Source organism: Paenibacillus azoreducens (genome assembly GCF_021654775.1).
Classification (GTDB): Bacteria; Bacillota; Bacilli; order Paenibacillales; family Paenibacillaceae; genus Paenibacillus_AQ; species Paenibacillus_AQ azoreducens.
The window spans coordinates 1,239,011-1,261,469 of record NZ_AP025343.1 but is presented as its reverse complement, the minus strand read 5'-3'; the positions used below and the strand labels follow the sequence as shown (position 1 = coordinate 1,261,469).

The following is a 22,459-nucleotide window of genomic DNA, read 5'->3' as shown; positions in this document are numbered from 1 at the left end:
CTTGACCACTATGCTTGCAATGTTTTTAAGGAAAACATAATCTATGTTCAAACTAATAGGCTTTATGGATTTCTCTTAATGTGCTCTTCCTAAAAATGTTAGAGTAATAGTCGACAAAGTAGAAATCTTTCTTGTTTAGGCAGCTCGTATCAATTCCTCTGGGAACAATTAACTTCGTTTTTTCTCCAACAGCATTAACTACCACAATACTATTCTTATTAACTTCAGCAATAGTAACTCCGGCTGTTGTACTAGACTCACTCATGATATACACATAATACATTGCAGTAAGACCCAAAACCACCAATAATATTAAAAATCTCCATTTTTTCAACATTTTAGCACTCCTTTATCCTGAAACAAAAAAACCATAACACTACAACAACGCAATTTATCCCGCAGTGTTTCAAAGGTTTTAATTCTTATTTCCTCAAATTTTTAATTAATTTAGTCCCGAACAATAAAATGGGCAGAACTCCTAATATAATAAAGGCTGATAACAATATAAAGAATAAAATCCGGAATTCTTCTCTAAAACTATCTTTAATGAATATAAGAGATGTACCCATAATCGCTAGTCCTGTATTTGAAATTCTTTGTTCAAATTTAAAATAAAACAACTGATAAATTATGCAACATAGCACAAATATCGAACTGCTGATTAACAAGCTATTCATATGGTGTATCAATCCTTTCATTCATTCCCTCTTCGGTCGATTTTCTGAACGAGAATTTTGGTTGGATCGGCTCCAAAAAAACGATGAATTGTTCTTCTCCAAAGGCTCGGGAACACAAGATTTTATATACAGTCCTCATCCAATATTTGGGCATTATCTCGACAAAGGTCCAGTTCGTATACCATCCTAAAGACGGTGTTACGACATGTCTAAGTCCATTAAAATGAAGAGGTGTTAAACAAATCCATATTTACACAAAGAGAAACAACCCCAGGGAAAAGGAGTAAATAGAGAGATGGAGCAAAAAAGAAGCCTAATGTTTAGACTGGTAATGATCCTACTCATCATGTTCACAGGTGATGTTTTAACACCTCTGCAAACGCATAACGTTCATGCGAACCCGGCGCAAACTATCGCCCATACAGCAAAAATCGATACTTATGTAGAATCTCTGATGAACAAGCTTCAAATTCCAGGTGTTGCTGTAGGAATTGTGAAGGGAGAGCAAGTGGTCTACTTAAAAGGGTATGGGATCTCCGGTCCCAATCAGCAACCGATTACTCCTCAAACTCCTTTTATTATAGGCTCAAGCAGCAAATCATTTACGGCTTTGGCCACGATGCAACTGGTTGAACAGGGAAAAATCAACCTGGATGCACCTGTACAGAACTATTTACCGAACTTTAGATTAGCCGATCAGGATGCGTCTAGGAAGATTTTAGTCAAGGATCTTTTGCATCAGGTCAGTGGATTATCCACCTATGATGGCCGACGCGTATTCTCGAACACTATTCCATCTATTGATGAGCTTATCGTTCATCTGAAACACACATCCCTAACCGAACCTGTAGGCTCCACATTTCAATATTCCAATTTAAATTACGATATACTTGGCGGAATTGTTCAATCTGTCTCCAATGAGTCCTATTCCGAGTATATTCAAAACCATATTTTCAAACCCTTGGAGATGAGAAATAGCTTCACTTCTACGCAAAAGGCAAAAAATGAGGGGTTAGCCACAGGATATCAATCCATCTTTGGCTTTATGGTTCCTATGAAGCAGCCGGATAATCCGTCCCTGCTTGCATCCGGCTACCTCATTTCCAGTGCAGAGGATATGGCAAATTATTTGATCGCCCAACTCAATAATGGAAGGTTTCGTCATACATCCATAGCGTCTGCCGAAAGTATCTCGCAAATGCACCAGCCATACGCTCCGTCAGTGAGTGGTTATTACGGCATGGGATGGGAAATTGGCGGTAACACCATTCATCACAGTGGGGATATAGAGAGCTTCCACTCTGATATGATACTGGATGGGGATACGGGCATCGTGGTATTGATTAACTCCCAAGATTATCTCGTTCGCGGTCGTCACCTCGGCATGTTTGCATCAGGAATTAATGAAATTATGAAGGGTCAAGAACCATCACAAGAGGGGATTTCCAACATATCCGGAACCTACGTTGTGATCGACCTTATTTGTTCAGGCATCATAACTTTAATGGGCATATCAATTTACAACCTCTTTAAATGGAGTAAAAAAGGTAAGACCAGTCCTTTTCGGATCTTTGTTTTTATAACCTGTCTTCTTATCTTTAACATCATTATTCCTGCTGCAATCCTAATCATCATAGAGAATTACTTAGCTCCATGGAGTATGGTCTTCTCGTTTTTACCAGGCATTGGACATCTGATGTTTACCCTTTGCTTGTTATCGTTATGCATTGGTATTGTTAAAGTAGTATTACTTATTCGCAAGAGTAAACTATTCTTTGTGAAGGGCGTTTCGCAATGAATGAAATAACTTGTTATTTCTGCTAACGCATAATGTCCGTCGGTTGACGCCAACAAATCCCCTGCTAGTATGTAGCCCGCAGGGGATTTTTACCGATGTTTTCGAAATAGCTTATTTTTTATAATTTTTTGTGCATCCATAAATGAAAACTAATAATGTAATTGAAAGATAAATAGCTTTAAGAATTCCTGGAACTTTTAACCCCGGGCTTATTATAAAAAAAATAGCTATTAATCCTATCTCCTCCTTTAAGTAGGAAGAGAAAGTATTCCTTCTTATACGATAAATAAAAATCGCAATATACAATAATGTAATAACGGTATACCCAATCGTAAAGAACATTCTACTCCCCCAATCTAACACAATGAGTCCAGATAGATATTTATCTGGACTCATTAATTTTATGATTTACTACATTTGACTTATCAATCCATATGCTTTACTTAAATCACTGTTACAATCACATGACTGCCGGATGGACTATAGGTCACTTTTTAATCCACAAACATAAGACACAGATAAATTCTCCCACTAATATGTACGAGGGGTATGATAATGGTTGCATAAGATTACCTATAGGTAAGTGAGTGAACCGAAAAATAATAAAATTTATTAGTACTATCCCTACGAATAGGGACATATTCAACATCTGGAAGTGTGTAATGACTTTAATATTTTTTCGAAAAAGAATATGAATGATAAGTATCGCAATAATGAATAAAAGTAGAAAACTGTATTCAAACGTTGATATCAAATTCCCAAGCCGCTCTATTGCAATAGAATCTTCCTGTGTCAAACTAGGTTTCGATATATAGATTTTCGATTTAATTAATCGATGACGATCCAACAATACATAACCATAATACAATATCAACATTAACATAGAATAAACAATATAAAATAAATTTAAAGAGGAGAGGGTTTATTTTCACTATTTTTAGAGAAAAAAAAACAATTTACCCACCCCTAAGATGCATTACCAATCTACTCACTTCGTAACTTCCCAAGCTCCTATAGCAATACTCCTGGATTAACATTTGCTTAGGACTCCTCGGATATAATATCGTTTATCCCATGTCCCAAATACTACCACATTTAAATCAATAATGTAAATATATACATATGCAATTAAATATACAAAAAATATATATGTAATAATTTTTCGTTATGTTTTTTAACTTTTTCTTATATGGAACTATTGCAATCATTTCCTCTTACTTTCCGCTCTACTTCGAGGAGATCGGGCCGAATAAAGCGGAGATGGGTATGTTGATGGCCAGTGGAACTTTCATCTCCTTAGATACATTACCAATTTACTCACTTCGTAACATAGTTGCCCATGATGGCTATCCAGCTCAAAAATGAGGGAAATCAAAAAGAACACGCAGTAGCTGCGTGCTCTGTTAATCCATTTTTCTTAGTAAGGTCACACCGAAACGTCAATATGTTTTCCCAAGTTGGGATCAATGCTCTTTTCCATCATCTGGACCAGATCCTGTCCTTGCAATTCCACCTGGCCTTTAGCCATGCGGAGCACCGATAGGCTTACCTGTTGAGCCAATGCCGCCTGACTCATGGAAGTAGACAAAGCCGCAATATCCATTATACCACCTCCTTTTGTTTTAATATCGGCATCCGATGGAATTCTCATCAACCTCTGGGCGTATTCTTCTATCGCGTCTCTTTCTGATGCTTAAATTATATATAAATCCCTTTTTCAGATTGCGGTAACATGCCCAAGTTACTGCCAGAGCTTGAGATTTTGCTGTGGATTTCAGCGATCATAATATCCCTCCTTTTCGGACTCAGTAGCACCAACCTACTGTTCACTTAAGGTGTGTATGTACTATCCAAATTATAACATCCTATGAAAACGGATTTATTAACAATCACATATTTCGTCCAATTCAAAACGTTCGCTATTACTGCCTTCTACGAATTCTGAAAATGGTTGCTCACCGTCCATGGCTTATCCCCTCGCGTTCCCTTAATCTCTCTCGTGCAATTCTTCGTCTCAATTACGAATATGCGATACGATCTTCCGAATCCAGTCCTCCTAACCTGCAAGATCTACGGTGGTATTGGACATTCCCTTCTTTTTGCAGGGTTATCCGGTCTCGCCGGCCAACATGGTCTTTCCGGGGTTTGCTTTCATGTCCTCCGTACGCATCCTACGGACTACGCACTGCCTATCAGCTACGCACTTCCGCCACCTCGCGGTATGCTGGAGACTTTTACTCCTTAGTCGGCGCGCTGCCAATACAAAAGTCCGCGAACTTCGCGGACTTTACAGACGTGCTATTTCATATTTGCTTAACGGTACTTTTGTTCAGGTAGTTGCTTGAACAAATTTATATGCATTTACAATTTCACGGCTACTCAGCACACCCTTGTAACGGATAATGCCTTGTTTGTCGATGACGTATGTATACGGCGCGACCTCAATCTTAAAGAGTGATTTTTGTTCTTTCGTGATGGTTTTTATTGGGAAGGAAAAATGTTTCTGTTGGGAAAATTCTTGTTGTTCAGATTCTGAATCTTGATATAGTACGGAAATATTTATACTCTGGTGCAACTTCTCTTTTTGTATCTGCATAAGCAGCTTCCTACAAGCGGAACAAGTTGGTTTGCCGAATATAAGAACTTGTGCTCCGGAAGGCTCGGAGGGAAGAAAGTCGGTAAAAGGAATAGGTTCTCCTACTGATATTCCTGATGTTCGAGAGTAAATCAAATTATAAAAACTGGTGAGTTGCTTTACCAGTTTGAAGACGACATAGCATAAAAAGATAACGACAATTATCAGAATACCTAGAATAACATTTAAGAACAAAATCGCTCACAATCTTTCTTTAAATAGTGAAAACGATGTAAAGAATTGGTTGAGCCTTAAAATAGCAAACCGAGTGATCATGAATAGCAGCGCTAAGAAGTTGGCGAAAAAAGAGGAATTGTCCCTGGGTAAAAAAAATGCAATGAGGATCAGGGAAATCCATATTAAGTTACTAATCACTTTGCTTGCATTTAGTTTTTCTTTATAGAACCTTCCGTAACATCCGCAGTCTTCACTGGATTTTCCCTTCTTGATTAGTATGACTACCAAGACGGTCAGGCCTATCATGAGCAAAAGAAGACTGAAAAGAACGTAGAACACTAAAATTCTGGCGTTCAGCAGAATACCCAGCAGCAACTCTATACCGATCAAAAGCATGACTGAAAGTTTGCCCAGGGCGTTTGGTGGTACTATCCTTAAATGAATGACATGTTGTATAAAATGCCGGTGGGAAAGTAGCTTCATTATTCCGCTCCCAATAAAAAACCAACTGAGCAAATCCAGCAGCAGGGAAGAAGCAAAGGACAGAGAAAACCCTCCTCTTTCTAAAAAATTATAAATACATTATTCTGTTGCCAGTATAAAGGTATTGCTATTTCCGTATTCATAGTGTGCCCTTCCCCATGAACCTAACCCGCAGCTTTATCTCAAGATTTCGATAGTCTATAGCCCTTAGCTATTAATTAATTTCAATGCTTGATTTAAATCTATATCTTCTTCAATATGTTTAGGTGTCCATTTTATATACATATGAGGTTGAATTCCTTTTCCGTGTATTGGGTCTGTTTCTGTTTTACGTTTAAGTCTTGATATTGGATAATATAGAGAAAACTGATTTTCCCAATTGACACTAACTAAGTCGCTATAATCATTTAGTCCCATGGTGGCACGTCCTACTATTGTTACTTTGGATGATTCTTTACTAATTTCCACAAGTTCCTCTCCGGCACTTGCACAATAGCAGTCTGATAATATAATTACATTTTTTGGATTATCCTCCCCCTCAAAATTGTTTTCTACTTCTGCAATATATTCCGAAAAGTCAAAAGCAACAAACCCTTGATTTTGATATTTTTTAAATTGATTTTCAGCAAACTCTAACATTTTAAGAGTTTCTCCATTATCTGTTGAATTTCGAACTTCCCTGGCCTGCTTTAAAAATAGTTCCACATTACGGTCAGAACAATTAAATTCTCGTACTTTAAGATCAGAAGTTGGTTTTTCTCCCTTTTTAAAGATATATCTTAATAAAGAAGAAAAAGCATGAGCATTGCCTCCACTATTCCTCCGGACATCAACAATTAAATTTTTACTTTCGAGCAGGTCATCCTTATGTTTTTCAATTAGATTCATTATTCTATCGGGATCTCTAAAATCAGAAAAGGTTAATAATAACGTATCTTCATTGATAAAATGAATAGCATAAGTTGACTTTTTAGAAGTTCGTCCGTATAGTCTTAATTCCAGCTTAACTAAATCTTTATTCTCATTAATAAGCTCAAAATACTTAGCTTTGTTCATAATATCATCCCATTCTTCTCTCTCAGGGTGAGATTCTCTAAGCATTTCACGGTGCATTTTTCTTATCGAAGAAATGGATTGTCCGTCAATAGAAACAATTTTTGCCCCTTTTCCAAATCTGTTCTCTTCATAAACCCCTGTTACGTATAATGTGTCTTCGTAGTTCCTTACGGTAAAACCACAAGTTTTCGGTTCTACCTTTTCTGAATTATGTAAGAGAAAATACATATGACGATCTTTGAAACAAATAAGATATTCATTCACAATATCAGTAAACAGTTGCGGTGTCATTAATTTACTGGTTTCAAGGCACTCTATTTTTTGGGTAAAATAATCAGGATTATCCCAACCTTTTTTTTCCTCAAATCCTGCATAATCCTGATGCATGATAGATACTATCTCAGCAAATATATCTACGTATTCCAAATTATATTTCCCCTCCGATTGCCTTATGGCAGTGATTTCTGGGGTTTACGCTAGCTAGTGTTTGTGCTTCAATACTGGAATCATGGGATCCACCTCCCTTTTATTTAATAATAATTAATCTTGCTAGAATTTCAACATTTTTCTTACTTTAATGAGAATAATATACATTTATTCCTATAATTAACCTTGGTAGATTGGACATTTTCAAAGTGAAAATATGGAAAAATTGCTGGAGGCCCATATATACGAAATTCGATAGAACTAAGATAAGCAGAAGCTGCAGGGGGATGACAAATAGAAGAAAACCCGCAATCAACTTGAACCGGATCGACTTGCTTGATAGCCGATGTATGAATTTCATCTTTCATTGACCTCCTAGCGCAATACGCCTCATATTCCAGAATCCGGATGTGTCACCTCCCCCTTATTCCTTTCTCCCCAGATGCTCTTGTTCATCTTTTTTCCCAAGATTATCTTTTTGATATTTATGGATTATCGTATAGATCTGATAGGAATTTGCGAAGTACACTTTGTGCTTTTATTAAAGAAGAGGGGATCTTATGTTAACTGGTCGAGTGTAGGAAGGAGTTGCTGAGGTGGAGGGGAGGTTTAAGAGCTTAAAATGGGATTGTGGTAAATGTTCTATTATCGGGGTAAAAGGTTGATTTTGTTGGTTATGAATTGGGGATAAATGCGGAGATTGAGCAAACTAAATTTTCGCAAATAAGCGCAACCCCTGAAGACTGCATAAAGTCTGAAGACAAGCCCCTGATGACAGCGCCCAAATAACATAAAGATCCCTTGAATGAGAGACCTCCTGTTCTTTTGAAAAGGGAGGGGGCGGCTCGACTATGAACGTGTACTCTCAGTGCTCTAAGAATCACCGTAACTGAGTAGAAGAGTTACCCCAGATTGATAGGTATCCTTGTTTATTTCTCCAACCCCAGTTGACTTTTCCTTACGTCAAGTTTATGTTACGTTCCCCCAGCACTTCTTCAACTGTCATGTCCCCTATTTCTTTGCTTCTTGCGCCCTCTAGTTATTTAATAGCGTATAGCTTATATTCACGCTTTTATTATTCGGCTGTATAAGATAAAAGCAACATGACTCTCGGTTGCCGCGAGTTAAAATAGGTTTTTTAAGGCGTCATGACGGGAGAGGTCACCAGAACAGAACATGTGTAATTTTCGAGCTCCTCCGGCCATGATCCTATCTGTCCGCTATGAGCCGATCAATAAAATTATTCAAAAACAGAATGGTATTTTTCAGTAGGTATAGGGAGTTGGTTTGAGAACTGAAGCAGCAGATCATCCGCTTTCTTAATTAGGTTCTTTAAATGTGTAGACTGCATTTTGCTGATCAGAGACCTCTCCTGACATAAATAGGATAAGGATTGTATAAAGATCAATGAATCCATCTTTATCCCTGAATCTTTAGAGAGCAATTGAAGCATGTCATCTGGTACAATGTTGTAACTGAACAGTCCTTTATTTTGCTTTAAGTATAGGGCATTTAACATACATTCTAGCGCTCTGTTGCAGGATAATAGACTTACATGAAGCATATTTTTCTCCAAGAAGTGAATAGATAAACTCATGTATTCTTGAACACAGTTGTTCAAACGATGGATCGTATCAAGATAACTGAAACCTAGCTGCTTCTGTTTGAGTGACGGGTGCCTAGTAACATTAGAATCATTTTTCACGATCGATTTCATGATTGCTTCAGCTCCCATTCAAATAAAAACTTACACCCATTTAATATATTTTCCAGTATCTGTATTGTATCACCCAAATCATTTTGTAGGCAATAGCCTACGGAAATTCCCTTATAGAACCGCATAAGATTATTTTAACTATCAATTAAGGGGTTATAACGTGGCTAATCATAGTGAAAAATCCATAGAACTTCTTGCCTTCGGCAGAGCTTTGCGAAAAATACGGAAGGAGAATAAGTTTACTCAAGATGAGTTAAGCATTTATTCTCGCGTCGATCGGTCGTATATTAGCGAACTAGAGAACGGCGAAAAAGCGCCCTCTCTGCTAACGATCACTGCATTAGCAAGGGCGCTTCAAGTTAAGCCTTCGGTTTTGATTATGAGTTATGAGAATGAGCTAGATGAATAGTAGATTGTTCCGTATTTTTACCGGTTCAAAGAATCTTCTGAACTTCCTTCATCAGATAGGTATAAGACATCGCTCTTGGAAAATGAGCGTTAGGGTGATGATAACGAATCACAAAGGTCTGTGCGTCATCCCACCAAATATAATCCAATCCGCCGGAAGTTTGCTTCCGTTCGGATTTCGAAGATCCTGTTTCTTTTAATACCTTTTGGACACCATGGAAAATCACATCTCCACAGCATAGGACCATACTTGGATTCAGAATCCGGATTTGTTGAAGGAGGAGCGGCCCGGTCGACTTTATATGACGTTCAATATCCGTGTGTACCGCCTGCGAACCACCCGCAATCTTCTTCACGTTGGCAAAATAAACCTGCCGTAAGAATTGATCCGCCTCTTCCTTAACATTCGCATAACGATTTTCAACTTCCTGGAATTCAGGATAACCATGCAGAATCCCATACGCCCACCGAATGAGTGCAGGCCATGTGCTGCTTTCCTTGAGATATCCCTTCTCTCTAACAAACTGCTGCAGATTCCATCCAGCATCAGAGGAGTTTACTTCTTTCAGCAATACCATCAGTTTGAGTCCAGAACCGGACCACGCTTCCTCGTCCACATGACCGTCGGGGATAAAAATCCCCTCTGCACACGATTCGTTCATCTTCCACTGTTGAAACAATTCATCGAGTTGGCTGTTGATGTCCATTATTCATTACTTCCCTCTTCCCTCTAAGCTTTCAAATCTATCATTCTTCTTCAAGTTGAAAATGCTCCGTAAGACGTTCAATAGTAAACTGGTTCAGACCGCCATACCAATAATCCACTTTAAACTGTTCCGCTTCCTTCTTTTCAGGAGGAGTCAAGTCGGAGGTGGTGACGAGCAGGGATAGAATACAATCATGATTTCTTTTTGCTGCAACTAGTTCGCGTAAGGTCATGACGGGAACCAGGACGATGAAGTTCCCCATTACGACACCACGACATCCAAACTTTAAGTTGAGTTACATTTCTGATCCCTAGTTGGTCCAAGACCTCCTTTACTGGAATACCAGCTAACCTCATTTTGATTGCCTGCATTTTCACTTCTACGGGGTAGCTAACTCGTGTTGCCAACGAAAAAACACCTTCAAGTTGTCCTCAACATCTTACGACATGGTTTCTTTCACTTGAAGGGTTTTAATTTTGTCTCACGTCAGTCCCATACTTTCTCATGACTTTTTTCCGCTTCACCACATACCCGTCCGTAGTGAAAATCCCTTTTAGAGATACGCCTTGCAATTCCCATAGTGTAAAAGAAAAGCTCCTCAAGTTGGCCGCGTCCATCAATTCATCAAAGTTCTCATAGATTCGTTCGAAACGGGGGTAGGCTGGTGTCCTTTCCCATTCCGTTTAGCAGATTTTCGATGCTCGCCCGCTGAAATGAGGCCAAAAATACGGCCAATGGTTCCTCCGTTCCCTCTTCGGATACGTCCAGTTCAAACACGATCAATATATCGTCCTTCACATAGATTTTCCAGGCGTTCAGTTCTGAACCCTCTTCGATCTCACACTCCCGATCAAGATGCATAGATCTGCAATAATCAGACAAACTCCACATGCTCTCATCGAAATTGGCCCAATACGGAAGCCGATCCTCAACGCCCAACTGAATGAGTGCCTTGCCGGCGAGAAAACGCCGAAGCGATCGATTTTCCAGCTGCCAATCGGGCAAGTTCCATGCGCATAAGTAAACCGGCGGGTCTTCCTCCTGCAAATCCTGCATTCGAATCCCGCAATAGATCACGGATTCCTCCACCTGATAGAAAACCAGGAATTCCTTATCCGTCGTAAAAAAATCATTATCGGGAATGAATATTTCCTCTAGCGGAAGGGGTTCATATTGGTTATTGCATCTTTGGGTAATATTCGGTGATCGTCCCAAAATCTTATAGTATTCCCGCAGCGCAGCCGGTAACGGAATGCCCAGGCTTTGTTCCTTAGCCCGGATTTCTGCCTCCGGAATGCCGTGGGCCTCCTCATGATGCTCTCCCAGTATAAGTAGAAGCGTTTCGATATTTGCTTTCATTTTATTGAGTTAACCTTCCCTAGCGTCTTTTTCAGTTGCTTTATGCTGGTTCATGTAAACTAACGTGTCCCGTCGTTGAGTCCCTTTAATTTGGTTTTGCATTGATTTCCGTTAAAGTTCATGCATCTCCAAGTCCCACCGAGTTAAGGGAGCTTGCTGCCGGCCGCGATGCGGTTAGTCGATGCGGATTTGTCCCGGCAACTTCCTTGTTCCGGTACCGAGAGTCGCCCAGACCCGGAGCGTAAATGCGGTGTTTTAACTAAGTCTTCTTTTAAACGTGACTTATTTATTGCCGAGTTGTTCCGCCAAACCGATTAGAAGTCCTTCATTGCTACGAATGTAGCAGAGCCGATACGAGTGCTCGTACTGAACCACTTCGCCTACGAGCTGAGCACCATGCTTAGCGAGTCTGGATACCATTTCGTCAATGTCTTCAACGGTGAACATAACGCGTAGATAACCGAGGGCATTTACAGGAGCAGTTCGGTGATCTGATATGGTAGGTGGGGTGAGAAATCGCGAAAGTTCGAGTCGGCTGTGGCCATCCGGGGTAACCATCATAGCAATCTCTACAGACTGTGAACCCAGCCCTGTTACGCGACCAGCCCATTCACCTTCGACAGTAGCTCGCCCTTCGAGCTTCAATCCGATCTCCCCAAAGAAAGAGATTGCGTCATCAAGGGATTCTACAACGATGCCAACATTGTCCATTCTTAGTAATTTGTTGTTTTCCATAGTTTGATCTCCTTATGTGTACAAATTTATTGCCCGATCATTTTCATGAAGCGGCTGATCGGCACCGGCAGCTTTATCCTGGTTGTTTTTTATCAATAGCTCAATGCTTTGTTGTTATCTGGTGAATTCGCCTTCTATGAAACACTAATCTCTCTTTTACTTAATTTCTTAAATGCCGAGTAATCCTGATCGGACTTAATAAAACTTAATATTTTTTCGGCACACTCTGTTGGACTCAACTCTTCAGTATTTACTTCAAGGTCATATTCATTAAAAGAATATATTTTGTCGTACTGGGAATTTGCTAGTCCAATCTCTCGATCTCCTCTGATTTGCTCTCTTCTTGTGAGTTCTTCCTTCGAGCATATTACACCTACAAATAATGTAGGATAATCAAAAAGTACATCAAGATAATCATTAAACCGCTTGTCATTGTCGATTACGGTATCGACGATTACATTCAGACCCATTTCTGAAAACAATTTAATTGTTGCATAGTACACTGAGACTATGGGATCAAAAATGATTTGTCCGATATTATCCACTTCTTTTGTAGGTTCGGTATCTGGAAATTTATTATTAATAAAATCAAAGTAATTACGAAAAAAAGCATCTATGGATAAATGATGAAAAGGAATCTCTTTCTGATTTTTTAGTTCTATAGAAATACTAGTCTTTCCTGCACTTGAAGTTCCGTTCAAGAACACAATAAGTCCTTGCTTCAAACGAATCACCCTTACCTATAAGATTTGCGTATCTTTCAGATAACGTTATATTCACAAACTTCATAAAATTATCCAACTCAGAAAATATTCGAGAAACGATTCAACAATCCTGCCCGTAGCTTAAAAGGCGATGATGCCGAATATATTAATGCTTTGCCTTCAACTGTTATTATTTTTCAGTCGCTTGATACACGGGCTGGCAAATACGTCTGCCCATCTATATCTAATGCTTGGAAGAAGCAATTGATTTTAAGCAAACTAATGTTTGATGACAGCTTTGGACCGTATAATTTTTTATTTTTATATTGAAAGAAACTAAATATACCTTATTCGAGTTTAAGTTCATAAAGGAGGCTCTTATGAAGATTACTTGCATGGAGTCGGACTATGCTCATATTGGTTATGTGTATCTACAACCACCATCCAGGAATATCCCCCACCAAACCAACTGCAAATTAAATCAATCCATTGATATTTCCCAGATCCAAATCCCTTTTGAAAGAAAACCGGAACTGGGAACCTGCCTCGACAACATGTCTATGCTCCCTTATTCGTTTAGAAGCGGTTATGAACAAGAAAAGGGTCGACTTTGACCATTCCGGATATATTACCGGCTATGAAATCGGGTTGTCTCCAACGAAATTTATTAAACTCATTGAAAGCCAGTCATACAGGCTATACGAATCGGTTTGGAAGAATCAAACCTACCATATCTTCTTATTTGATGAATATGATTCGGTATTTTCTGAAAATAATATGATTTGTCCCATGAACCAAAAGGACGACGCTTATCTCATTATTCAATTCGTCGAACCCACGGCACTCGGCGTAACCTTCTACACATCGGAAGAAAAGAAAATCGCTTTGATCAAGGGGCTTATTTCAGCGAATCCAGAGCTTTATCCATTGAGCTATTTAATGCAACCTGACTTTGAACTTATCGAAGACAAATAACTCTAAATACATGCTCGTATGCACGATTAGTTCATCCGACTAAATTTTTCTCAACTCTGGATTCACAATGAACCGGCAAAATCTCAAACGAAAAAAGCGCTGATCCGAAAGGTCGCGATGAATAACCCTTTGGATCAGCTTCATGAATTCTTTAAAAAAATGGACAACTCTATCCGAATCATACTTGCCCAGTTGTGGCACCAGCGCTGCCAAGCGGACTATGCATTAAATTGTTCGCTCTGTGTGTTCACTTGACTCTTCGTCGTCCGGAACGAATGCCGTAACAAGAAGAAACCGATAAATCCGCAGATCGTGACCCCATACCTCCCCACGTCAGACCATAAACGGCTTGCCCGCTGAGTGATTCGCCGGGCACAAGATGCGAAGTAAGCTGTGTCCCAATTGTCACGAAGACTTGACAGCTTTCATTAATTATAGCTATTATAGACTCGTAATATCTTTTATATAAGCGTACTCATTTTACTAAGAGATCGTTATAAGGAGGAAGGAACATGATGAATCGCAAAACTTCAAAAGACCATGATGATATCTTCGATGTCGCGGTGGTAGGGGCAGGAGCTGCAGGGCTAAGTGCAGCATTGTTTCTCACTCGAGCCCGTCGCCGAACGGTCGTTTATGATGGAGGACCCGTTCGCAATTCAATGATCTTTAAGATTCATGAATACCTTGGATATGAAGGAAGTACACCGGCCGAATTCCTGGAACGTGGGCGTTCCGAAGTGTTAAGCTACGGCGGAGAAATTCGCAGTGAGACCGTATTGAAGATCGAAGCAAGGCCCGATGGGTTCTTTGATGTCTGGGGCAGTAAGATGAAGATCGCGGCTCGGGCCGTAGTGCTGGCCACAGGGCTAGTCGATGTGCTCCCTATGGTGCCTGGCTTAAAAGAGGGGTTGGGCAAGTACGTTCATCTGTGCCCATGCTTCAGCGGATATGAAGTTCGGGACAAACCTTTCGTAGCCTTTGGACTACCGGAGCGCCTTGCCCAGCTTGGAAAGTTCCTGACCGCGTGGTCTTCATCCGTAACGGTCGTAAGCCCTCACGAGTTCGACTCCGAAACGCTGACAAGGCTTGATGGATTCGGAGTTAAAACCGTTCAAGACGAGGTGACCGGTCTGGTAACGGAAGGGGACCAACTCGTCTCCATCGCCACAGCGAGCGGCACGGAAGTGCCATGTGAAGCAGTTTTTGTGGCGGCCCCATTCAAAGCCGCGTCTGAACTGGCTGCCTCTCTCTGTGAAGTAGACGAAGCCGGTTTCGCAGTTACCGATACGTACGGAAGAACGAGCCGACCAGGAGTATGGGCGATCGGGAATGCTACTGATCAGCTTGCCCATCTCGTTCATTCAGCTGCATCCGGTGCTAATATTGGACCTTGGGTCGTTGACTATTTGCTTGAAACATCCCTGAATCCGAAAAAGAAAGAATAGGCACCAATAATTTTCTTCCGCGCGCCCAGGTGCTGACGGTGAATCGGCTGACGGCTGCGCATTTTGGAAACGTAGACCATGCACCGATGGTGAAATTAATCAAGTCGCTTACAAAAGTCCGCGAACTTCGCGGACTTTTCGGCATTTATATTACTCGTCTTCAGTTGACTGATTTGTTGTTGTAGCCCGTTGTTTCAACGACTTAATTAAATTGTTCGATCTGTGTGTTCACCTGCTTCTCCGCCGTCCGGAACGAATGCCGTAACCAAAAGAAACCGATAAATCCGCAGATCGTTCCCCCGCAACAAATCCGGTACAATACGGAGGCATCCAGATTCTCGAACATCCAGCCGCCGAGTACGCCTGCGACAATGCCGGATACACTCCCCATGTCAGACCGTAAACGGCCTGCCCGCTGGAGCGATATTCGCCGGGCACCAGATGCGACGTAAGCTGTGTGCCAATGTAGTAATAACCTCCGAATGTAATGGAATGCAGCAATTAGATGAATATCACCTGTATGGCCGAAACCGCTACGGACATCAATAACCAGCGCGCCGAAAAGAGCAGGCAGATAACGGTCAGCCAGGTCAGCATTGTACGCGAATTTTTCTTCAAATACCGATCCAGCAATAAAAAAACGGGTACTTCCAAAATGGCCGTGGCAAAGGCAGACCAACCGACGACCGTATCCGATCCGCCCAAGCCCTTGATGTAAATACTGAGAAAGGTCGATCTTACTACTTTCTACGAATTCCTAGCACACTCTTCGCCAAATCCACCTGCTCATGATCCAGCTCCACTCTAAAGGCACCCGCACATCTTTATTCCCGCTATTTTTGCAAATCCTCATCCGTTACCAATTTGAGCTCTACTATTTCCGTGGCCCTGTCGAAAATACTGCTGTCCCATAGAATCAAACACGCAGACGCGATACCCTCTTGCTCGGCTTCACTGACTAGCTTGCATTTTAATTAGTGAAAGATAGAGCGATACGACTCGGAAGGATGAGATCCGACCCTGGCTGACAGGTGAAGCAGTACATCGTCCACTTGGTTCAGCAGTTTCTGAAGCTGCGAGGGGGTTATATTTTGCAAAAAGGAAATGTCATTGCAGCCGGCTAGAAAATGGATGGTGCACATGAACAATACTCTATCCAAATCCAGGACTGCGTCCTGCGCCGTTAACTGGAAGATATCCTGAAGCGTAAATGAAGGCGGAGGAAACATGCAGTTGTTCTTCTTCATATACAATGCTTTAAGCATGTACTCGAAAGCGCGGTCACTAAATAGGATACAGACATGTGCAGAGGTTGGATGCATCATCCGCGCGGCAGAGTTCATGTGGCTCTGTGCGAGATGTTGCATTTTGATCATGCCTTTGGCTTCAGCCAAACTTCGTTCCTGGATTTTTAACGGCTTATTCCTACTATCTCTGGCTTTGTCGATGGAGGTTGAATGATTCACATGCTTCAGCTCCCGCTTTAGTTATTGTACGACTCATACTGAATACATTGCCTCGACTGTTATGAATTTATGGATCGTGGAAATACTTATATTTACCATTATACACAAAATTAATATCTATAGATATTATTTATGATATTTAAACGCTAGTGTATAGCAGTTGTGATTTTATCTACACTTTTTAGTAGTGAGGTGTGGAATGATGACGGATAAAGAGATCCTACTTCGAATAGGTGCTCGTCTACGTGATTTGAGAAAAGAAAAAGGATTAACGCAAGAAGCTCTCGGGGAAAAAGGCGGGTTTCATTTTTCATATATCGGACAAATCGAGCGAGGAGAAAAAAACGTTGCTCTGTTAAATCTTGCGAAGATTGCTGAAGCATTAGAGGTAGATATATCCCAGCTCTTCACCTATACCAGTGTAGGGAGTAACGAAGAATCAGAAGCTGATCTTCAAGAAATAATGCACATGCTCGAACAACAAAATCCTCAGCAAATCGCTATGGCAAAGAATGTGCTTAAAGCAATTTTTAATAATAAGTGAACATTTCTTACATAGCAAAAAGGCTGATTGGAATTCTAATCAGCCTTTACTTTTACGAGTATCTAAATGTAAATGATTAAGAACATAATGTATTTTTCATTGATTGCTAATCGCCCTGAGTATTGCCACTGTTAGATAGTAGATACTTTATCATGTAATTTATTAAAGCTTCATCAACAGAATCTTGGTTATTGCTTATACTGGATAAAAATTCTTTTAATAGTTCATTGATATCGTTATCCGAAAACAATCTGTAATCTAGCGATGCAAGCAGGCCAGAAAGGTTTAGGAGAGTTTGAGGGGGCAAAAGCAAAAGCGGCAGAAGCAGGTTCTGCGAAATTAATATACGAATAACTAAAAACCAAATCAATAATCAAATAAATAATATAGGCTTGAGGGGATCGTTTAGCCTTACAACGATATCCTCAATTTCAATGTTATTCAATACATGGATACTCGAGTTATCTCCTGCTCGAATTGTTTAAACTCTATTTCCATCATGTCTAACATAGTACTTAAGAATGCCAACCTTAATATAATTTTCGAACATTTTCACTGAGCCAGAATATTGGGCTTAGGCGCTCCCGATTTTTTTCAATACGATTTATTGACTTTACTGCCTCAACATGTGCTGAGATACAATGAGTACATCTAAAAATTTGAATGAGATTTACTCAACGTAATCTTGTTTAAGTATTGGATGCGAGTTCCCAAAAATATAAATACATTAAATCAACCTCCGGCCTAGGTATATAATCTAGAACAAATGTAGCATACCCATTCCCTAAATTTGTAATTACTGAACCATCTAGAGAGTTATCAAATTTCCCATAACGCAAATAATACCCAAAGCACTCCAACTCTTCAGCTCCCATAGCTTGAACACCTAGATAAGATTTGATTCTATCCCGAACATATTTAATAAAGTATCCCTCATCTCTATCACTAGAGATTATTTTATTAAAGATATGCTCCAAACTAAATATATCAATAACCCAGGGATAGGCTTTATCATCATCTTCAAATTTAAGGTATTTATTAACACGATTAGAAAGGTTTAAGTAATTATTAATAGTTACACATACCATAATCACCTTCGTGTAATCATACTCACTTAAATCCAATACCATCTTTCGAGAATCTTTCTTATCATTGTCGTAATACTTACACATTTTATTTCTAATGTTATTTTTAACCCTCCACCCTTGCTTATAGGCCTTTTGAATAACTCGATTAAAATTTTGTTGCATTCTTTTTTCAGATTTATTAGAATCTCTAAATGGCTCTTTTAACACTTCAGATTTACACTCAAAACACAATATATATTCTCCACTGAGAACAATAATATCTTGTTCAGCACCATTTTCATCGAACAAATTTCTATATATATGCTCTACTCCAAAAAAGTTTACCAACAACATATTAGTGTAATCTTCAACAAAATCATCTTTCCTACCAATCATTTCTTCACGTTCTAATATGTAATTCCAGAACTCATCAAGCACAAAATTTGTACGTGGGAAAAATACTCTTTCATTATGACAAATCCCTACGGAGAACTCTTCTTTATAATATTTATCAGTTGGATAACTCACTTTTATCTCTTTTTCATTTCTTAGGAGTGGGAAAAATCTACCAATGAACTCTTTGTCCCTAATTCCAAATCTTCTTAAAATCTGCGAAAATTGTTTAATGGAAAAGCTAGTCAAAAAGTTTTCGAATTTATATTTCTTTTTTTCGTACAATAAGTCATTGAGTAAATTTTTTTGACAAACTCGATAAATAAAATCATATAAAATGCAAATTAGTAGACCTTTTTCAATTTCTAGTGTTGTCAGATTATCATTTTCAAAAATTTCATCAATAACTTTACGGTTGATTTCTAAAGCACGCAAGTATTGGAACCAAGAGGTATTAGGATAATCGAAATGGTAATTTATAAAATTTTGGGAGTGGAAATTTCGTAAAGACATATGAATATCTTCTTGTTCTTCTTTCTGATTAAACTGTTCCATACAATAATAGTTTACTATTTTAATAAACTTTTTTCTCAACCACTCTATTTCGCTGGGTCTATTCTTAATTTTCATTTTGCTGCTTATAACTGAATTCTTTTTATACAAATAAAATAATCTATTTACCAATTTTGGAGAAACCCGTTTTTCTCTGTTTTCAAAAGCATATCTCGTGTTGTCCATAATCAGACTATTTATTAACCAAAAAACCTCATATGGTCTATATTGTCGAAACCTATCAATAATTTCTGCTATTTCAGCTTCAATATCATAATTTTCAAGTTCAAAAAACTCTTCAAATAACTTTCTTTTATTCTCCATAGGTTCTCCTCCTATCGTAATGTTTTTATTTTTCAACTGCTAATATAGGTTTCTAATCATTCATACAAACTATATCGGATAATTTTCTAAAAATTAACATTTAATTCGTATGTAAACGATAATCAGGAAAAATAAGCAACAACCACAAAACAAACATAAAAACTCAAGTATTTTACAACTTGAGTCATTAATAAATATCAGGTAAAGTTTCTCTTATTCCATTATTATCAACCAATACACTATACTTAGCATACGCAGTACACTATGTTTCATCCGTTTTACATGATTGGGAAATCAACTAAAAATCAATAATACATTCAGTCTTTGCTTTTTACTTAATTACATTTTTTTATTATATTGTGATAAATACGTTGTCAAAATGGTTGTCAGGTTAACGCAGAAAGCCTCGTGAAAATCACTTTTTTACTGTGAATACATGAAGTGATGTCAAGTGTACTAAACTACCTTTAGTTCATTAATCTTTATTGTTGTTCTTAACTGCGGAATGGGTAGTGTTGAAATGTAAGAAAATACTCAGTAGTAACAAATGTTTATTGATTAAAAAAATAATTTCGTTGAATTATTCAAATTAGTCCATTAGAAGCAAGATAGCTGCTTAAGCACTAAAGCTTAAGCCAAGACTGTATAAAAATACTTCTCTTTACACAATCAATTGTGCCTACTCCAATTTTGCATACAAACTGTCAGGGAATTTCTGATTGTCAAGAAGATATCGCGCAAAATTAGTCATCCCACTTTCTACTTTTCCTTCGTATCGAATTGGGAAGCATAATATCAATCTCGTCATCACTGAACGTCTGCTCTTCATCAGTCTTCAATGCTTTTTGAGCTTCAGCATAGCTTCTAGCATCTGTTCTTGGCGATTGGGCATATACCTCTGCGGTTCTATTCTGAAGTTCATCTCTTTTGGTCATTACTATAGTATCATCCAGTGACTCAAAGTCGGTTAAGAGAGATACATACTCTTCCCGTATTATCCAAAGTGCATCTGCAGCTTTTTGATGACTTTGAGCAGTTTCAACTAAATCAAAATTCTTTGTGTAAGCGTTCAAAATTAAAAGAAAAATAGAAACCAGAGCGCCTAAAATACTGGCAATCTTCTCATCCGCGATAATTGTAACTATGAACCCGCCTGTAGTTAGCGCAGAGAGTACTATCTGCAGTATTTTAATTTTTTCGTTTTTAGTCAACATTCTCTGAGCAATTTTATTGTGACAAGTAAAAGTATAAACTACCCGACCATATGCCTCTCTAATCTGCGACTCCAATTTATACCCCTGACTAACTCGGGAACTTCGTTCCATAAATTTTCCTCCACGTTAGTTTCGCAGTTGAAGTCTGATTCTTACTTTCGTGCTCAATAGCAGTTATAGAATTATTATACGCTGTTGCAGCCTTACTTTGAAAATTTTTATCTTTCCAAACATAACGACCACTTCCTGGTGCCAGCCAATAGTTTTGATCTGTATCTGTATCTTTGAGATATTTAAAAAAGTCTCTACTCATGTAGTCATAATATAAATATGACTTATCTTTATACTCCCACTGGCCTATGAACTTATACGCTAATGTGTCAATTAGTATGCCGCTCATTGGTACATCACAGTACCCTTTCCATGCACGTGCCATACGGCAAAGCCTTTTCAAGTTCTTATTAGTATCCTTATTCCTTTCATTCATGGCATCAATTTCTTTTCTTGGATCAGTGGTTTTCCAACTTCCTCCGTTATTAGTATCGGGATATGTATAACTTCTATTATCATCGTTAATGAATGCTGGTACTATTTCAAAGTTAATATTGTCTGTAAAATTTATTCCAACAACCTGTCCGTCGCCCTTAATGTATGAGCTACTATATGTTTTTTGAAGAACGCCTTTTACTTCTTGCAATAATGCTGATTGCCCATTTCCACTATAATTATTGAACTTCTTATATGTGGCATAAGGTAATTGCACGATCATATCTATATCACTCGTCCAAATATCTGTTCCCCGTCCGTAGGAACCAACATATAAACTATGAGTTGTATCAGAAGTGCTATTCCAATAGTCAATATTAATACGCTTCGTAATTTGCTTATATCGCTGTTGTATCGTACTGACAGTAGAATCACTCATTCTAAGATTTGAACAAAACTGACTAAAATAGTCGCTTACGGACATGCTATACCCCTCCAGTTCTAAGTTTAATAATTTTCGATGTCTTTAGTAAAAAGCCGAAATGATATATAAGATTTTCGGAAGTTTTTCTTTGCCTATAACACGAGATTAAGGAAAGAAAACAGTACAATTTACCTATGTTAATGATAGCCCATTCTCGCTGCAAAATCCAGGAAATATTCCCAATTTCGACAGACAAAAAGACCTTCCAACAACAAGATCCCAGTCAAAACTGTACACAATCACCTTATTCGCATCCACTTAATTACCGATTTCTACACCCACCATACCAATGAATTGGCTACAACTTGAAGCAGGTCTTGAAAGCGGACCCCCAATTTATAAATTTCGCGCTCATGCACGACATCATCATAAAAAGCTTACCGCTTATTCCTCTTCAAGCGGCGATAATGTCTGCACCGGAAAATGGTAAAATGCCATGGCATCCTCACCGTTGGCAAAACCGGCCTGTGCCATCTTGTCGCTGCCTCCACCTTTGCCGCGATAATCGGCCAGATGCTGCTTAAAAAACGCACCGCAGGCGAGTTCGCTTTTCCCTCCTTGGATGAGAAGCACCTTATGGTCTCCGCGACTGGTACGAACGATAACGTCAGCTTGGTCGGTGAG

22 protein-coding genes are annotated in these 22,459 nt (G+C 39.0%); 5 read left to right on the top strand and 17 right to left on the bottom strand.

All coding sequences use genetic code 11. From position 1 onward, the window contains the following. Positions 1-52 precede the first annotated feature (52 nt). Positions 53-337: a hypothetical protein gene (locus L6442_RS05385; protein WP_194232018.1), complete on the bottom strand. Its 285-nt coding sequence runs from the start codon at positions 335-337 to the stop codon at positions 53-55. A gap of 635 nt (positions 338-972) precedes the next feature. On the opposite strand from L6442_RS05385, the gene L6442_RS05380 reads away from it, so the two are divergent. Beyond that, positions 973-2,475 carry a serine hydrolase domain-containing protein gene (locus L6442_RS05380; RefSeq protein WP_237100230.1) on the top strand — a complete coding sequence of 501 codons (1,503 nt, stop codon included), beginning with the start codon at positions 973-975 and terminating at the stop codon, positions 2,473-2,475. A gap of 1,426 nt (positions 2,476-3,901) precedes the next feature. On the opposite strand, the gene L6442_RS05375 is transcribed toward L6442_RS05380, so the two are convergent. The 4 genes from L6442_RS05375 to L6442_RS05360 all read right to left on the bottom strand — a co-directional run bounded on the left by L6442_RS05375 (position 3,902) and on the right by L6442_RS05360 (position 7,252). Further along, on the bottom strand, positions 3,902-4,078 hold the full coding sequence (locus tag L6442_RS05375; RefSeq protein ID WP_212977758.1) for a YjfB family protein: 177 nt from the start codon (positions 4,076-4,078) through the stop codon (positions 3,902-3,904). 726 nt (positions 4,079-4,804) lie between these two features. Further along, complete coding sequence (locus L6442_RS05370) at positions 4,805-5,071, bottom strand: peroxiredoxin family protein (protein WP_237100229.1); 267 nt, start codon at positions 5,069-5,071, stop codon at positions 4,805-4,807. Positions 5,072-5,311: 240 nt separating this feature from the next. Further along, complete coding sequence (locus L6442_RS05365) at positions 5,312-5,803, bottom strand: MauE/DoxX family redox-associated membrane protein (RefSeq protein WP_336513158.1); 492 nt, start codon at positions 5,801-5,803, stop codon at positions 5,312-5,314. Between the two features lie 174 nt (positions 5,804-5,977). Beyond that, positions 5,978-7,252, bottom strand: coding sequence for a S41 family peptidase (locus L6442_RS05360; RefSeq protein WP_212977761.1), 1,275 nt, complete (start codon positions 7,250-7,252; stop codon positions 5,978-5,980). Positions 7,253-9,129: 1,877 nt separating this feature from the next. Between L6442_RS05360 and L6442_RS05355 the strand changes: the two genes are divergently transcribed. Then, the gene (locus L6442_RS05355) at positions 9,130-9,378 is read left to right on the top strand and encodes a helix-turn-helix domain-containing protein (protein ID WP_212977762.1); all 249 of its coding nucleotides are present in this window, start codon (positions 9,130-9,132) and stop codon (positions 9,376-9,378) included. Between the two features lie 25 nt (positions 9,379-9,403). Here the strand turns inward: L6442_RS05355 and L6442_RS05350 are convergent, their stop codons facing one another. The 5 genes from L6442_RS05350 to L6442_RS05330 form a co-directional block, all read right to left on the bottom strand. Continuing rightward, positions 9,404-10,084, bottom strand: coding sequence for a hypothetical protein (locus L6442_RS05350; protein ID WP_212977763.1), 681 nt, complete (start codon positions 10,082-10,084; stop codon positions 9,404-9,406). A 40-nt stretch (positions 10,085-10,124) separates the two neighbouring features. Next, positions 10,125-10,346 (bottom strand): PDDEXK family nuclease, encoded by a 222-nt coding sequence (locus tag L6442_RS05345; protein WP_212977883.1) that lies wholly within the window; start codon positions 10,344-10,346, stop codon positions 10,125-10,127. A 371-nt stretch (positions 10,347-10,717) separates the two neighbouring features. Beyond that, positions 10,718-11,443, bottom strand: a complete 726-nt coding sequence (locus L6442_RS05340) for an SMI1/KNR4 family protein (RefSeq protein WP_212977764.1) — start codon at positions 11,441-11,443, stop codon at positions 10,718-10,720. Positions 11,444-11,725: 282 nt separating this feature from the next. Then, on the bottom strand, positions 11,726-12,178 hold the full coding sequence (locus tag L6442_RS05335; protein WP_212977765.1) for a VOC family protein: 453 nt from the start codon (positions 12,176-12,178) through the stop codon (positions 11,726-11,728). Between the two features lie 134 nt (positions 12,179-12,312). Further along, positions 12,313-12,903: a chloramphenicol phosphotransferase CPT family protein gene (locus L6442_RS05330; RefSeq protein WP_194235128.1), complete on the bottom strand. Its 591-nt coding sequence runs from the start codon at positions 12,901-12,903 to the stop codon at positions 12,313-12,315. A gap of 567 nt (positions 12,904-13,470) precedes the next feature. Between L6442_RS05330 and L6442_RS05325 the strand changes: the two genes are divergently transcribed. Both L6442_RS05325 and L6442_RS05320 read left to right on the top strand, forming a co-directional pair. After that, complete coding sequence (locus L6442_RS05325; RefSeq protein WP_212977766.1) at positions 13,471-13,857, top strand: hypothetical protein; 387 nt, start codon at positions 13,471-13,473, stop codon at positions 13,855-13,857. A 512-nt stretch (positions 13,858-14,369) separates the two neighbouring features. Continuing rightward, the gene (locus L6442_RS05320) at positions 14,370-15,305 is read left to right on the top strand and encodes an NAD(P)/FAD-dependent oxidoreductase (RefSeq protein ID WP_212977767.1); all 936 of its coding nucleotides are present in this window, start codon (positions 14,370-14,372) and stop codon (positions 15,303-15,305) included. Positions 15,306-15,533: 228 nt separating this feature from the next. Here L6442_RS05320 and L6442_RS05315 read toward each other — a convergent pair whose 3' ends face one another. From L6442_RS05315 to L6442_RS05305, 3 genes are all read right to left on the bottom strand, one after another. Further along, the gene (locus L6442_RS05315) at positions 15,534-15,806 is read right to left on the bottom strand and encodes a hypothetical protein (RefSeq protein WP_212977768.1); all 273 of its coding nucleotides are present in this window, start codon (positions 15,804-15,806) and stop codon (positions 15,534-15,536) included. Beyond that, on the bottom strand, positions 15,807-16,010 hold the full coding sequence (locus tag L6442_RS33045; protein WP_212977769.1) for a hypothetical protein: 204 nt from the start codon (positions 16,008-16,010) through the stop codon (positions 15,807-15,809). A gap of 269 nt (positions 16,011-16,279) precedes the next feature. Then, a complete protein-coding gene (locus L6442_RS05305; protein WP_212977770.1) occupies positions 16,280-16,771 on the bottom strand; it encodes a hypothetical protein in 492 nt (163 codons plus the stop codon). Positions 16,772-16,973: 202 nt separating this feature from the next. Between L6442_RS05305 and L6442_RS05300 the strand changes: the two genes are divergently transcribed. After that, complete coding sequence (locus tag L6442_RS05300; protein WP_212977872.1) at positions 16,974-17,315, top strand: helix-turn-helix domain-containing protein; 342 nt, start codon at positions 16,974-16,976, stop codon at positions 17,313-17,315. Between the two features lie 689 nt (positions 17,316-18,004). Here L6442_RS05300 and L6442_RS05295 read toward each other — a convergent pair. The 4 genes from L6442_RS05295 to L6442_RS05280 all read right to left on the bottom strand — a co-directional run bounded on the left by L6442_RS05295 (position 18,005) and on the right by L6442_RS05280 (position 22,408). Beyond that, positions 18,005-19,651 (bottom strand): hypothetical protein, encoded by a 1,647-nt coding sequence (locus tag L6442_RS05295; protein WP_212977771.1) that lies wholly within the window; start codon positions 19,649-19,651, stop codon positions 18,005-18,007. 743 nt (positions 19,652-20,394) lie between these two features. Next, the gene (locus tag L6442_RS05290) at positions 20,395-20,976 is read right to left on the bottom strand and encodes an SLATT domain-containing protein (protein WP_212977772.1); all 582 of its coding nucleotides are present in this window, start codon (positions 20,974-20,976) and stop codon (positions 20,395-20,397) included. Beyond that, on the bottom strand, positions 20,954-21,835 hold the full coding sequence (locus L6442_RS05285; protein ID WP_212977773.1) for an SMODS domain-containing nucleotidyltransferase: 882 nt from the start codon (positions 21,833-21,835) through the stop codon (positions 20,954-20,956). The genes L6442_RS05290 and L6442_RS05285 overlap by 23 nt, the downstream gene beginning before the upstream one ends. A gap of 384 nt (positions 21,836-22,219) precedes the next feature. Then, complete coding sequence (locus L6442_RS05280) at positions 22,220-22,408, bottom strand: hypothetical protein (protein WP_237100227.1); 189 nt, start codon at positions 22,406-22,408, stop codon at positions 22,220-22,222. Positions 22,409-22,459 lie beyond the last annotated feature (51 nt).

Bases quoted from the DNA above. Each gene is read 5' to 3' on its own strand.
- L6442_RS05385 (WP_194232018.1), bottom strand. From the start codon at position 337: ATGTTGAAAAAATGGAGATTTTTAATATTATTGGTGGTTTTGGGTCTT.
- L6442_RS05380 (WP_237100230.1), top strand. From the start codon at position 973: ATGGAGCAAAAAAGAAGCCTAATGTTTAGACTGGTAATGATCCTACTC.
- L6442_RS05375 (WP_212977758.1), bottom strand. From the start codon at position 4,078: ATGGATATTGCGGCTTTGTCTACTTCCATGAGTCAGGCGGCATTGGCT.
- L6442_RS05370 (WP_237100229.1), bottom strand. From the start codon at position 5,071: ATGCAGATACAAAAAGAGAAGTTGCACCAGAGTATAAATATTTCCGTA.
- L6442_RS05350 (WP_212977763.1), bottom strand. From the start codon at position 10,084: ATGGACATCAACAGCCAACTCGATGAATTGTTTCAACAGTGGAAGATG.
- L6442_RS05345 (WP_212977883.1), bottom strand. From the start codon at position 10,346: ATGGGGAACTTCATCGTCCTGGTTCCCGTCATGACCTTACGCGAACTA.
- L6442_RS05340 (WP_212977764.1), bottom strand. From the start codon at position 11,443: ATGAAAGCAAATATCGAAACGCTTCTACTTATACTGGGAGAGCATCAT.
- L6442_RS05335 (WP_212977765.1), bottom strand. From the start codon at position 12,178: ATGGAAAACAACAAATTACTAAGAATGGACAATGTTGGCATCGTTGTA.
- L6442_RS05325 (WP_212977766.1), top strand. From the start codon at position 13,471: ATGAACAAGAAAAGGGTCGACTTTGACCATTCCGGATATATTACCGGC.
- L6442_RS05320 (WP_212977767.1), top strand. From the start codon at position 14,370: ATGATGAATCGCAAAACTTCAAAAGACCATGATGATATCTTCGATGTC.
- L6442_RS05300 (WP_212977872.1), top strand. From the start codon at position 16,974: ATGACGGATAAAGAGATCCTACTTCGAATAGGTGCTCGTCTACGTGAT.
- L6442_RS05295 (WP_212977771.1), bottom strand. From the start codon at position 19,651: ATGGAGAATAAAAGAAAGTTATTTGAAGAGTTTTTTGAACTTGAAAAT.
- L6442_RS05290 (WP_212977772.1), bottom strand. From the start codon at position 20,976: ATGGAACGAAGTTCCCGAGTTAGTCAGGGGTATAAATTGGAGTCGCAG.
- L6442_RS05285 (WP_212977773.1), bottom strand. From the start codon at position 21,835: ATGTCCGTAAGCGACTATTTTAGTCAGTTTTGTTCAAATCTTAGAATG.